The 13,923-nt window shown below is 46.2% G+C and carries 10 protein-coding genes; 6 read left to right on the top strand and 4 right to left on the bottom strand.

Annotation, left to right across the window (positions count from 1 at the left end):
* Positions 1–3: 3 nt before the first annotated feature.
* The 4 genes from AC121Z_RS13115 to AC121Z_RS13100 all read left to right on the top strand — a co-directional run bounded on the left by AC121Z_RS13115 (position 4) and on the right by AC121Z_RS13100 (position 5,274).
* Positions 4–1,161 carry a phosphoglycerate kinase gene (locus AC121Z_RS13115; protein ID WP_498128255.1) on the top strand — a complete coding sequence of 386 codons (1,158 nt, stop codon included), beginning with the start codon at positions 4–6 and terminating at the stop codon, positions 1,159–1,161.
* Between the two features lie 83 nt (positions 1,162–1,244).
* Positions 1,245–2,144 (top strand): fructose bisphosphate aldolase, encoded by a 900-nt coding sequence (locus AC121Z_RS13110; RefSeq protein WP_498124466.1) that lies wholly within the window; start codon positions 1,245–1,247, stop codon positions 2,142–2,144.
* Between the two features lie 275 nt (positions 2,145–2,419).
* Entirely contained in the window at positions 2,420–3,394 is a 975-nt protein-coding gene (locus tag AC121Z_RS13105; RefSeq protein WP_498124465.1) for a hypothetical protein, read from the top strand.
* Positions 3,391–5,274 (top strand): M14 family zinc carboxypeptidase, encoded by a 1,884-nt coding sequence (locus tag AC121Z_RS13100; RefSeq protein WP_498124464.1) that lies wholly within the window; start codon positions 3,391–3,393, stop codon positions 5,272–5,274. The genes AC121Z_RS13105 and AC121Z_RS13100 overlap by 4 nt, the downstream gene beginning before the upstream one ends.
* Positions 5,275–5,303: 29 nt before the next feature.
* Here the strand turns inward: AC121Z_RS13100 and AC121Z_RS13095 are convergent, their stop codons facing one another.
* The 4 genes from AC121Z_RS13095 to AC121Z_RS13080 form a co-directional block, all read right to left on the bottom strand.
* Complete coding sequence (locus AC121Z_RS13095) at positions 5,304–5,804, bottom strand: hypothetical protein (RefSeq protein WP_498124463.1); 501 nt, start codon at positions 5,802–5,804, stop codon at positions 5,304–5,306.
* 75 nt (positions 5,805–5,879) lie between these two features.
* Positions 5,880–7,403, bottom strand: coding sequence for an exopolyphosphatase (ppx, locus tag AC121Z_RS13090; protein ID WP_498124462.1), 1,524 nt, complete (start codon positions 7,401–7,403; stop codon positions 5,880–5,882).
* Positions 7,390–9,471, bottom strand: coding sequence for a polyphosphate kinase 1 (gene ppk1 / locus AC121Z_RS13085; RefSeq protein ID WP_498124461.1), 2,082 nt, complete (start codon positions 9,469–9,471; stop codon positions 7,390–7,392). The genes ppx and ppk1 overlap by 14 nt, the downstream gene beginning before the upstream one ends.
* 94 nt (positions 9,472–9,565) lie before the next feature.
* A complete protein-coding gene (locus tag AC121Z_RS13080) occupies positions 9,566–10,069 on the bottom strand; it encodes a glycine cleavage system transcriptional repressor (RefSeq protein ID WP_498124460.1) in 504 nt (167 codons plus the stop codon).
* A 131-nt stretch (positions 10,070–10,200) separates the two neighbouring features.
* Here AC121Z_RS13080 and AC121Z_RS13075 point away from each other — a divergent pair, with 131 nt between their 5' ends.
* Together AC121Z_RS13075 and pstA are read left to right on the top strand one after the other, a co-directional pair.
* On the top strand, positions 10,201–12,321 hold the full coding sequence (locus AC121Z_RS13075) for an ABC transporter permease subunit (protein ID WP_498124459.1): 2,121 nt from the start codon (positions 10,201–10,203) through the stop codon (positions 12,319–12,321).
* Complete coding sequence (pstA, locus tag AC121Z_RS13070; RefSeq protein ID WP_498124458.1) at positions 12,321–13,919, top strand: phosphate ABC transporter permease PstA; 1,599 nt, start codon at positions 12,321–12,323, stop codon at positions 13,917–13,919. The genes AC121Z_RS13075 and pstA overlap by 1 nt, the downstream gene beginning before the upstream one ends.
* Positions 13,920–13,923: the final 4 nt, after the last annotated feature.

Below are 13,923 nucleotides of genomic sequence, written 5' to 3'. Positions count from 1 at the left end.
ACCATGGACGATTTTGCTCTTGCGCAAAAACGCGTCTTGATAAGACAAGATTTGAATGTGCCGGTTAAAGATGGTGTGGTGACTTCTGATGCTCGGATTCGTGCTTCGTTACCCACGATCCAAAAGGCACTCGATGCCGGTGCAGCTGTGATTGTTATGTCGCATTTAGGCCGTCCAACTGAAGGGCAAGCCGAAGCGGAATATTCGCTTGCACCGGTCGTGAAGTATCTGCAAGAGGCATTGCCGGTGCACGTAACCTTAGCGACTGATTATTTATCGGGCGTAGATGCGAAGGTAGGTGAAGTCACAGTGCTGGAGAATGTGCGGTTCAATCCTGGTGAAAAGAAAAATGAGGATGCACTGGCCAAGCAGTATGCTGCCTTGTGTGATGTATTTGTGATGGATGCATTTGGCACTGCTCATCGTGCTCAAGCGTCGACTCACGGTGTTGCTAAATTTGCTAAAGATGCTTGTGCGGGCCCGTTGTTGGCGGCGGAGCTCGATGCACTGGGCAAGGCGTTAGAGAATCCTAAGCGTCCATTGGTCGCTATAGTCGGCGGTTCAAAAGTCTCGACTAAGTTGACGGTGCTTGAGTCGTTAGCGAATAAGGTGGATCAGTTGATTGTTGGCGGTGGGATTGCGAATACCTTTATTGCAGCCAAGGGCTTTGAGGTTGGTAAATCATTAGTGGAAATGGACCTAGTCGATGAAGCCCAGCGCTTAATGCAGCAGGCGGAGCAGCGCGGCGGCTATATTCCGGTGCCTGTTGATGTGGTAACGGGGAAAGAGTTTTCTGAATCTGCAGCGGCGGAAACGAAAGCCGTTGAGCAGATAAGTGCTGACGACATGGTGTTTGATATAGGTCCAGACTCGAGTAAAGAGTTGGCCGCAATTTTGGCCAACGCAGGTACTATTGTTTGGAATGGTCCAGTCGGAGTGTTTGAATTTGATCAATTTGGCGCAGGTACAAAAGCGCTCGCCGAGGCGATTGCAGCAAGCCCCGCGTTCTCTATTGCCGGTGGCGGAGATACGTTGGCTGCCGTAGATAAATACCAGATTGCAGAAAAGGTATCCTATATTTCTACCGGTGGCGGAGCGTTTTTAGAGTTTTTAGAAGGAAAAACCCTACCAGCAGTAGCGGTTTTAGCGGAAAAATACTGATAAACTATACGAAATAACAATAATAATAATGATTGAATCTTTGACCCTACATGCCTTACAGGCAATACAAAAGGAGTAGTCACATGGCGTCTGAAGCGCAATTGGCGATGCTTGAAAAAGTGAAGAATAACGCAGGATTTATTGCCGCACTTGACCAAAGTGGTGGTAGCACCCCGAAGGCTCTCAAGCTCTATGGAGTGGATGAGGATGCCTACAGCAATGACGACGAAATGTTCGCGGCTGTGCATGCCATGCGCACGCGTATCGTTACTAGTCCAGCGTTTAATGGTTACCGCATACTTGGTGCTATTTTATTTGAAAATACCTTGGATAGAACCATCGAAGGTAAACCGTCATCGCATTACCTCTGGCAAGACAAACAGGTTGTACCGTTTTTAAAAGTCGATAAAGGCCTTGCGGATGAAGAGAACGGTGCACAAGTAATGAAGCCAATGCCGGATCTGGATGCGTTGTTGGCCAAAGCTAATGCGCAAGATATTTTTGGTACCAAAATGCGGTCAGTGATCAAGATGGCAAACCTGGACGGTATCAAGGCGGTAGTCGAGCAGCAATTTGAAGTGGGTAAACAGATTATGGCAGCTGGCTTGGTTCCGATTATCGAACCAGAAGTGGACATTAATAGTCCACAAAAAGCGCGTGCCGAAGCCATGCTTAAAATTGAATTATTGGCGCAATTAAATCTGCTAGCCAATGACCAATTAGTGATGTTGAAACTGACCTTGCCTGAAGAAGCCAATTTTTATCGTGAGCTTGTTGAGCACCCCAATGTGCTTAAAGTCGTGGCGTTGTCTGGTGGTTATTCCCGCGAAGAAGCCAATGAGCGCTTAACTGAGAATAATGGCATGATTGCTTCTTTCTCACGTGCATTGACCGAAGGTGTGTCATACGCTCAAACGGATGAAGAATTCAATGCGACTTTGGATGCTACCATCGAAAGTATTTATCAGGCATCGTTGACCTGATAAGAAATAGCTAAACAGCATACAAAGGAGCTCGTTGAGCTCCTTTTTTTTGTCGCATTAATATCATTCATACACTTCAATTACTTGTTGTCGTATTTCACCACCGGTACGCTAAAAAACCTGCACAGTGAACGCTGATGTCATCCGTTTAAGGATAACCAAGGAGCGAATTCTAACCTATTGGGGCTGATAGGAGCTCCCACTCGTCACAAAGTGCATGAACCCCAGTAGTATTGGTCTATAGTATTACAGTTAGTCGCATTAAGGAGAGAACGATGCGAACAGCTGTCATGTTCTTGCTGATGTGTATAGCGAATTCAGCTCAAGCTAGTACACTACACACATCAGTGCATCATCTTACGCTGTTACAAGATAGAGTTACGTTGCCGCTGCCAACGGATACGGCCTTACAATCAGGTGCATGGCAAGCAACAATAGCTGAATTGGAGCCGACACAGCAGGTCTTGCAAATTCAGCGCTGGCTTGAACAGCTAGCCAAACGCTCGGCGGCATCTCCTGCGCAAAGTGAGTGGGTTAAGGCTATGCTTGCCGATCCGCGTGAATTGACAGTAGCTAACCCTGATCACCCGCACACGCTAATGAGTGTAGTCAATTTAGCTAAGCAGGCCAAAGCAACTCAATACATATGGCGTGTTAAACGCCTTACAGCTATGCTCGAACAGGATTGGCAGCAAGCTCAACTTAACTGGCCGGTGCTGCTGAATAATCTTGCAGCAGAGCAATCAGATGCTCTTGTGCAGTGGATAGACAGTCTTACGAGTGCAGAGGCACACGCAGTAGCCGAGCATTTTGAAAATTATGGCTTAGCTTATGTTGGAGATTCCAACCGGATACTCGCAAGGATCGCCTTGGTTGGCCGTTCCTCAACGCTCGCACGAGCCCTTCTGCAACGCAGAGCGGACGAATATTCCCATCGGTTTGTCCAACAGACTGTAGAGGCCTTTGATGACTATGCACTTGTAGACTTGCTAGGACGTGCAATAAGCAATCCTGCGCTGAGCTCACAAGCGTTGAATTTATTGGCTAGGCATCATAGTACGGATACACAGGCTCAAAAGTATTTAGAACAGGCTATCGAAAACCCTGAGTTGCAGTGGCAAGCGGTGGCTGCTTTAGAATTTATGCCGGAGAATAGTTTTCGTACCGCGTTAATAGAGAAAATCGAGCAGTACGATTTGCCCAGCAGAGTGCTCTTAGAACGCTTGCCCTCTCAAGGAGGTGAGCGATGAGAAGTATTGTCTGTGCTACCTTTGCTGTTTTGTCATCGTGCGCATTCGCGAATACCCTGATTTACACCAATACTGAAACGGGTCAAAACCTTATTCCATTGGGGTATGAAGTGCCTGTACCGATTGATTCTCTTACCCCAATCGATGGTTTTCGTACCTATCAAAGCCTGCATTTACGGCATCAACAACTCGCGGCTACTAGTCAAAATATCTCCCCAATACAGGTAGGGCAGACGTTAAATGGATTGCCCATTTGGGCATACCAACTTAGCGATGGCGATGCAGATATGAGGAATGGGGGAGTTGAGGGGAGTGCGCTGATCAATGGTGGGATCCACGCCAGAGAATGGCAATCTCCAGAAGTGACAACCGCGCTCATCGAGTATTTAGCAGCCAATGAAAATGACCAGCACTTAGCGCAATATTTGTTAGAAAACCTAAATCTACTGGTTATTCCAGTACTCAATATTGATGGTTATTTACAAACCCAACGCTATCCAAACCAAGTCACTAATACGCAAGCGTCACCGCGCGATGGCCGGATGCGGCGTAAGAATATGCGCAATGTTGATACATCATTAGATACAGATTTTGATAATTTAAACGGAATTGACTTAAATCGTAACAACGCGCCTTACTGGGGGACTAATCCACAACGCAGCTCTGATGATCCTGCATCTATTGTTTATCATGGTGCGGGGCCCGCGTCAGAACCTGAAACACAGGCATTGCAGCAGGCCGCAGTTGAGGCTGGTGAGACAAGGTTACGTTTTTACACCGATGTACATTCGTTCACGCAAGTGTATTTTGCACCGTACACGAGTAATATCAGGCGCAATGGGATCTTAGACCAACTTGCTACCGTTATGCGCCAAGCGAATCGCGATCCGCAAACCCAACGAGCCAAATACAGCTACGCCCCCTCGTCTTCAGGTGCAGGTATTGGTGCAACCGATGAATATTTTGCGCTGACCTATGATATACCCGCTTACACATTGGAGTTGGAGCCGCAAAATTCGGGCGCAGACTATGGTGGTTTTGGGGTATCGCACGATGGGTTTATTTTGCCCGCCAGTGAGGTGGCTCGCATGCGCGGGGAAAAGACACGCGCAACCATGGCGGGTTTGTATGCAATAACGGATGTACCCTACGCACAGCGTTTGCAGGTTTGGGATGCACACAGCGAGACCTTGCTTGTGGATCTGGAATGGCAGCAAAAGGGTAACGTTCGCGAATTGGTGACTTTGCAGTCAAGTGAATTATCTGCACAAACCGATTATCAACTCCATGTGATATTTAATAAACCCATGCGTTGGCTCGATGAAGGCGCTGTTGCTGGTTTCGGTTCATTGAGTGAGCCCGTAGATATCAGTCTTAAGTGGGTTGGGAATAATGGTACAACCGACAGAGAATGGGTTATTAATACAGCAGCGGGTCAATGGTTAAACACAGATGGCTTTGCCCGTTACCGAACGGATACATTTACCGTTGAGTTCACGCTGGGCAGTGATTTTGACTGGTCTGAACTAACCCGCCTAGCACTAGAAATTGAAACCAATGATTTTGCTGGCCAGCGTTTAGATACAAATCCGGCCACAGTAGTCGATTTTCAATCAGGCGCATGGCAACAGTATGAAAATACGACCGGTGATGCCGCAACCGATCGTGGCGGTAGCGATAAGTCATTACGCATTATTGATGATGGCAGTGACTTATTTGCACCTGATCCAACACCAACACCAACACCAGCACCACCAACACCAAGTCCAAATAATGATGGGAGTGGGGGATCAGTATGGGGATTGCTATGGTTGTTATTCGGCGTATTGGTTATCCGATATAGCGTTCCGCAAGGGCGTAAACGGCATAGACATAGATAGTAATTGGATTAAGCTTCGAATCACTGGCATTAAAACCAACTTGGATGCCGCATCTGGTCGAGTCGCAGATAGTCTTCCACAATCGCTTCAACCTCATCAACTGTTGCAATGGGCGTGTGTGATGGAAATACAACAGGTCGCACCAAATCATGCTTTCTGTAGTGGATGATGAGGAAATGTAAGTGCGCACGTACTGATTCAGAACTGTGCATCCACTGTTCATATTCACGTGTCAGTTGAATATAGTTAGCTAAAATTTTTTCATCACAGGGTTGTGACGGCTGCGCGCCTAAGGTGTCAACAATGTATGTCGCAAGCTCATCGATAGTTCCGGAAAGACTGTTGGTATGAGATACAAAGGCATTCTTGCTTACCTTAACGATCCGTTTCAGCTTTAATTCAGGATCGACGTAGTAAACAGTATGAAAATCAGATGTTTTATCAGTATTACCATGACCTAGCTCCCACCCATTAACGGTTAAGTCAGCGAGCAGTTTTTCAAGTAGATGGGCTTGATTTGATTCTCTCATTGTCACGGTTCCCTTGCTGCCTCGTCGTCACATCACCGATGCACAAACATTTTTGGTCTTGCTGGGAGCGCGCCACTACCCATCAATCACTAATTCCAAACCTAAGGCTGCAAAGTACACTTTTTCCTGCTCTAAATCAGCTTGGAAAATCGGTTTCTCATCAATCCAACCTTCGGGAAAACGCAGAGCTAATGCTTTTCCTTCACAACCTATATGGATGTCAGGTAAAAAGTCTGCTTGCCGTTTTATATTAAGCAGCACCGCAAGTCGCATCAACGCTATTAAACGCAACACTTTTTTGACATCAAAGAGGTCAAACTCAGGGATATCCTCAGTGCGGATCTTTTTGCGTTGGAAGCGAACTAACGTAGACAGCAGCAATTGTTCCTCTTGGTTAAAGCCGGGCATATCAACATTTTGCAGAATGTAAGCGCCGTGGCGTTGGATGCCTCTGGAATTTATTTGCAGCCCAACTTCATGCAACAAGCTAGCCCAACCCAACATGCTGCGTAAGGATTCATCAGCTAGTTTCCATGTTGCTGAACAAGCATCAAATAGTGCTAAGGCCATGCCATGAACCAAGGTCGCTTGCTCGGTATCAACATCGTATCGTGTTGCCAGACTCTGTGCTGTGCGACTACGAATATCATTGTGCTCTAGTGTTTCACTCATTTGATAGAGCACACCTTCGCGCAATGCTGCTGCGGAATATTCCATACTGTCTATATGCAAACTTTTAAACGCGGCAATTAAGACCGCTAGACCGGCAGGAAATACGGGGCGTCGATCCTCTGATAGATCCGGTAGACTCAAGGCGTCAATATGTTTAGCCGCGACACACTCTGCTTTAAGTTTCTTCAGTAGCTTTAACGTGATGGGGAGACTTTTATCTGTACCTTCTTGGCATAGCGTGTGAATTGTGCGGATCGTTCCTGATGTGCCAATGCATTGCTGCCATCCTAACCGCCGATACTTTATATCAATTAACTCGAGCGCTTGTTGCGCGGCAGTGATTGCTCGATTGAATGCGCTCTCAGTTAATTTACCGTCAGGAAAAAAACGCTGATTGTAGCTTACGCAGCCCATTTGTAGGCTACGGCACAATTTGGCGTCAAAGCCTTCGCCAATCACGAATTCGGTTGAACCACCGCCGATATCAACGATCAATCGTTGTCCTTCGGAATGTTGCGTGTGTGCTACGCCGCTATAGATAAGTCGCGCTTCTTCTGGCCCCGAGATGATTGCGATAGGGTAGGGAAACACCTTGCGCGCGCGATTGAGAAATACATGTGCGTTCTTGGCTTTTCGAAGTGTGTGGGTGGCTACCACTTTCACGCTCTCGCGCTCAAATCCCTGCAAACTTTCCGCGATAACAGCTAGCGTATCCAGGCCTCGCTGGATAGCTTCTTCCGTCAAATAACCCTCAACAAGGCCATCAGCTAAACGTACCTTCTGTTTTACCCTATGGACAATTTGTACAGACCCAGCAACGATACGAGCGACTACGAGGTGGAAGCTATTCGAACCCAAGTCCAGTGCTGCCACTTTTTCAGCATCGCGGACTTCAATGTCATTGAGAACATTATCAATCGGCGACATATTTCTCTTCTTGTTTTATTAGGTAATCATATATTTCTATTTGCGAGCGTAGCTTTTTACGGTTACCTCGTTTTACATAGTTGTTTTGTTGCTGTTCGTCGATAATTCGTGCTTTAAGTGTATCTTTAAACTGAATGTCCAAAATATCGATGAGTTGCTTGATAAGCTCTGGATCGTATATGGGGCAGCCAACCTCAATACGATTATCCATATTACGAGTCATCCAATCCGCTGAGGAGATAAAGACTTTTTTATCTCCCGCGTTTTCAAATACCATCACCCGCGGATGCTCTAAGAAACGGTCAACAATACTGATAATTTGGATATTCTCGCTTAGCCCCTTTTTACCAGGGATCAATGAACACATGCCCCGCACGATGCCTCTAATTTTTACGCCCGCTTGGCTTGCCCGATACAGGTCATCAATCAACTCCTTATCGACCAGATTATTGATTTTAAATGTTATCGCCCCTTTCGCCCCTTGGTTAACATGTTGGATCTCAGAACGGATCAACGACTGGATCTTGGTGCGCGCATTCAGCGGAGAGATTTGCAAGTGTTGAAATTTATAGCGGCGGTACGGGTAATTGATGAGGTCAAAGACGTTCACTGCCTCTTCGGCAATCTCTTGATTACGGGTAAACAATGAAAAATCGGTGTAGATCTTTGCCGTCTTCTCATTGAAATTCCCAGTACCGATGTGCGCATAGTGCACGAGTGAACCTTTTTCCTCACGACTGACCACACACAATTTACTGTGGATCTTAAGTGTAGGGATCCCCAGCACAACTCTGATACCTGCATCTGTCATGCGTTTTGACCATTCGATATTCGCCTCTTCATCAAAGCGCGCACGAAGCTCTACAACGACCGTCACTTTCTTGCCATTATCGACAGCATCGATCAAAGAGTTAATGATGCGCGAATGGCTAGCAACCCGATAGATATTGATGCGGATCACTTTTACGCTTGGATCGAACGCTGCTTGACGAACAAACTCGGTAAAGTGCAAAAACCTGTGGTAGGGGTAGTGCAATAGTATGTCTTTTGCCGTGATGGCATCAAAAACCGTATTGTGTGCGGCAAAGGCTTGCGTATTAATTGCCGGCATCGGTGGATTTTCTAAGTACTCTCGGCCAACGTTGGGAAAGCCAATAAAATCTTTAAAATTTCGATAGTGTCCGGCGGCTAGTACTGTATCGAGGCGACTGATTTTAAGGCGTTTACGCAGGTCTTTCGACATATCTTCAGGCATCTCTTTGTCATGAATGACACGAACCGGCTCGGCAATCATGCGCTGCTTCATACTTTCTGACATTTTTTCTACATAGCTTTCGTCGATCTCGTCATTGATAGAGTACTCAGCGTCACGGGTCAGTTTAAATGAGAAAGCTTCAAGAGAATCGTATTTTACAAAGCCGCGGAAGATATCATCCAAACACAACTGGATGATGTCGTCGACCAGAATGATATGCTTCTTTTTTCGGCTCTTTTCTGGGGGGATCACGACAAATCGCGACATTTCGCCGGTTGGTATCTGAATCACCGCGTACTTGGTATTGCGGTTTTCTCGCCGAATAGCAACGTATAAATAAACCGAAGTGCCATTGAGACGGTCGAGTAACTGGGTTTTGCTATCAATCAATATTGGCGCGATGTGACGCAAGATCTTATTCCGGAACAAGTCTTTTAGCCAATGACTTTGATATTCGGTCAGATCATTCTTGCGAATGATGTGGATATTGTAACGTGCCAGCGTTTTCTCTACATCACGATGTATTTCATTGAATTTCGCGGATAACTCGACCACTTTAGCTTGAATGTCGGCCATTAATTGAGTTTGGCGGGCGGCTTCTTCTTCATTATCTTCATTTAATGCAATAGTGATTTGGCGCTTTACATCTGCTGCACGGACACGATAGAACTCATCCAAATTGTTTGAATAGATCCCAAGAAACCGGATCCGCTCCACAATTGGATTATTTTTATCTGCGGCTTCCTGTAGGACTCTTTCGTTAAATGAAAGCCAACTCAGTTCTTTCGGGTAATACAGTTCTTCATCCATCATATTGCTTATTGCTCTTGATTATTAGCCAGTAACTATTTTATTAATCAACAATTATCACTGCATTTTACGACACTTTTGTGTCGGTTCGATGATTTTAGGCAAAGCTAATATCGACAACCAAATCATTCGCGATTGCCTCGAGGGCTTCTTGGATCGCATCTAATTCAACATCTTCAGGTAATGCAACGGTCAGCTCAGCTTGAAACATCAAATTCCCCCAATTCGGGGCACTTACGCATTCAGAGCTGAATTTTTGTATGTTAATGTTGAATTGCTGCAAGATCGCGGTGATTTCACTAACAATTCCCGGTTTATCATTACCCATAACGCTAAAGTGAACGACTTTGCCAGATGGCTTTTCTGTCGCTTTAACGGTAACCATTTGAATGGCTACGTGAGGTAACTGATTGATAGCTTCGACCAACTCGTCAGCCTGCTCTTCGGCGATAGTGACTTCGACAAAACCGGCAAACTGACCGGCCATATGGGCAAACCGACTGGCTTGCCAATTACCACCATGGTTGCGCACGGCTTTTGCTAAACTATCAACTAACCCAGTTTTATCTTCGCCGATCAATGTCATCACCAAGGATTTCATAAATTCTCCATTGCAAATCAGTAGGGGAGACTCTGCTTTAACAGAATCTTAACTAATTAATACTTGCTATTACCATAGCACGACTTACACTGCTGCAAGACGTTAAATAGTAACGATGTTTTATCTTTTTCATGCAACACGCCACGCTTTCCCGCCAACGACATCGCGACAGAATAGACTATTTTGCGCAACGAGTTGTTGTGTTTTTTGGTTGGGCAGTACTGCTCACGTTGGGCGTGCTGATTTGGCATTTGCTAAGTCAAGCTTTACCTTTGTTCCAGTCCCCCAAAATTGCTGCATTAGGTGAGTTGAATATGCCCCCGCACGACTCGGTGGAGTATATTGGCGATCTGGACCAAGGCGGGTTGCTAATCACTAAGAGTAATGATTGTGCCTTACATTTTTATATTTTATCCGTTAGTAATCAGTTTAAGTTAGTAAAAAACACACCACATTCCTGCTCATCTTCTCTACGCGTCATTGGACAGGGGGAAAATATCTATGTGGTTGAAGTATCTAATCAGCAACTAGCGCGCGTGCAACAAGTAGTTACTGCTGGCAGCGACCTGACGATACAGCCGATTCTTTCACGCGCAATACCGCATGAGTATCATCAAGCAACGATTGAACAGATCGAGGTTACTGATGCATGGGTTATCCTGCGACTGCGCGATGGTCAACAGAGTCCTTTACTTTGGGTTGAGCGAGACAATCCGTCAGTCGTGCAGACGCAGAATTACAGCACTGATGATTGGTATGTGGCATTGCCCTCGGCGAACGCATCTGCGTATGTAACAAGCGGCGGGGTTGAATTATGGAAGCTGGGCGATGCAAAGCCCAGCATCGAACGCCTGGCACAACCAGCCGCTGGATTTTTGCTCGCAACCGACGACCCTCGCTCCTTGTATCTTAGCGAAAGCCCGGGTGGTGTTAGCAAGTGGACGTTATTTAACCGAGAAGGACAATTCTTACTTGCTGAATTGTATCGCATCGCTTTAGACACGGGAGAGAATCCGTTAAGTGTGCATATTGATCCGAGTGTAAATCTCGGACTGATCCTAACGGATCAAGCGCGCACTTTGCTTTTCAACCGAGTCAGTGGTGAGGTGCTACACCGTTACCAATTTGCAGAGCAACCTGCGGCGCTCGCTTGGTTTGGTAATAATTTGTACATGCACACTGGCCAGCGTGTGACGCAATGGTTGGTGAAAAACCGGGATAGCACGGCGACCTTCTCGACATTGTTTGAGCCACAACTGTATGGCGGTTACCAACAACAGGATTATGTTTGGCAAACAACTAATGCTACTGATTATCAGCTGAGTAAATTTAACGTTGTTCCGCTAATTATCGGTTCGTTAAAAGCATCGTTAGTGGCGTTGCTGATAGCCATTCCACTAGCACTCGGGGCTGCTATATATAGCGCCTTTTTTGTGCATCCAAGCTTACGCACAAAAATCAAACCCGCGATCGAAATGCTGGAAGCAATCCCATCGGTGATTATCGGCTTTATTGCTGCAATTTGGTTAGCACCACTTGCCGAACAGTTTTTAGTAGCAATCTGTTTTTTCGTTGTTTTAATGCCGTTGGTGCTCATGGCGATTGCCTCAATCCACGCATGGCTTGCTGGCTCATTGCCTGAGCGAATACGCAAGTATTGGGAATTACCTGCTGTTAGTATAATCGTTATTGCTATTGCGATGATTTGTCTATTTTTTGCATTTGATGTTTTTGTTGCTTTGTTTAATGCCTTCGACTTTATGCAAGGTTATCTCAGTATTAGTGCGCAAATCAGTAAGACGACGCTGGTTGTTGCAATTGCTTTAGGTCTTGCAATTTCACCAACGATTTATTCACTCGCTGAAGATGCCATCGAAGGGGTGCCTGAAAGTTTAAAGCGGGCCTCTTTTGCACTAGGAGCAACACGTTTACAGACCTTGCGTAATGTTGTAATCAAAGTAGCCTTTCCAGGCATATTGGCAGCCTTAATGCTCGGGTTTGGGCGCGCCTTTGGTGAAACTATGATTGTGCTAATGGTAACTGGCAATACGCCCGTGGCTGATTGGGATCTATTAGCCGGATTGCGAGCAATGACCGCCAATTTAGCCATAGAATTACCTGAGGCGGAAGTGGGTAGTGCACATTATCGGGTGTTATTTTTGACGGCTTGTTTGTTATTTTTGTTCACCTTTGTGATAAATACATTCGCAGAGTTGCTGCGCATGAGAGCGCGGCGAGGTCACTTAAGCTGATGAAGGAAAAGCTATTTAGTCATACTCAGCGGCAGTCACTCGCTATAGTTACGGCAGCCACAATGACCGCAATTTTATTGGTCGCTTTAGTCACTCTATTGCTTTTTATCATGATCCGTGGGGCTGCATTTTTCTGGCCGCAAGAAATTGAGACTATTAACTTTCGCGAGCTCGAAGGACAAACTCGCCACGTGTTTGCCAAGAAACAGTTGACCAACGCGTCGGCTAACCGCTGGGGGCAACATGCTAAAAACCAGGAACTCGATCTTGAGTATAGTTTGCAGTCGAGTTTCATAATGGCCGGTGGGATCCAATCTGAGACCGTGATCATCAACGCTCAGCAGTTAATTGAGAGCCGCATTGATCCCAACGTTATCGAGCTACACATGGATAACGGTGATCACTTTTTCTTTCTAGCGCAATCGCTGAAAACTCCCAGCCAAAGCATGGTAACGATCACTCAACTACCTTCAGTGCGAGCCCAAGTTGAGGCTTTGGAAGTACAGATAACACGTATCCGGGACGGACATTTATCACCAATCCATCGGCAAATCGCACAGCTTAATCGCTCAGGAGTTGCTGATGATGCGCCAGCCCGCGAGAAACTAGAGCAACAATTTTTCCATTTCCAGAATGCAATCAATGAATTACAGAACTCATTGAATGATTATGCACTGCAGGTCGCGGATGCTACAGGACAACAAGCAACCATTCGCTTGTCTGAAGTGGCCCATGTGTATTTTCCTAATCGTCTATCAACGTTAAGTAAGATCGGTCTCAGTTTATCGCGCGTCGCTGTTTTTTTGCTTGAGTCACCGAAGCAAACGAATACAACGGGTGGGATATTTCCTGCTTTATTCGGCACAATTCTGATGGTTTTATTAATGACCTTAATTGTTACGCCGTTCGGTGTGCTAGCGGCCATCTATTTAAGTGAATATGCGCCCGCGAATGCCTTTACTAGTGCCTTGCGTATAGGCGTGAGTAATATGGCCGGTGTGCCTTCAATTGTGTATGGCGTGTTCGGGCTGGGATTCTTTGTATACGGTATTGGTGGCAGTATTGATAGTTTGTTCTTTGCCGAGCATCTACCCTCGCCAACTTTTGGTAGTCCAGGACTGTTTTGGGCGTCGCTCACCATGGCACTACTCACACTACCGGTAGTGGTGGTGGCCACTGAAGAGGGGCTGAAGCGTGTGCCACAAGGGATCCGCAACAGTAGCTATGCGTTAGGTGCAACTAAAATTGAAACCATATGGTATACCGTGTTACCCATTGCGAGCCCAGGGATAATGACTGGTATGATCCTGGCCATCGCTCGAGCCGCTGGCGAAGTTGCACCGTTAATGCTAGTAGGCGCAGTCAAGTTTGCGCCGTCGTTACCAGTGGATGGCGAGTTTCCTTTTTTACATTTAGAGCGTCAGTTTATGCACCTAGGCGTATTAATTTATGACGGTGCGTTTCATAGCCAAACCAGTTTGCAGGGCACATCAATGATGTTTGCGGCTTGTCTGTTGCTGCTAGTCTGTGTGTTTGGGCTGAATTTGATTGCAATTAACTTACGTTCTCGGCTTCGACAGCGCTATTCGCAGGAATAATTGA

The organism is Alteromonas sp. DYW1, from assembly GCF_059752595.1.
The sequence above is the reverse complement of the archived record's forward strand: the minus strand, read 5'-3'. Positions and strand labels throughout refer to the sequence as shown.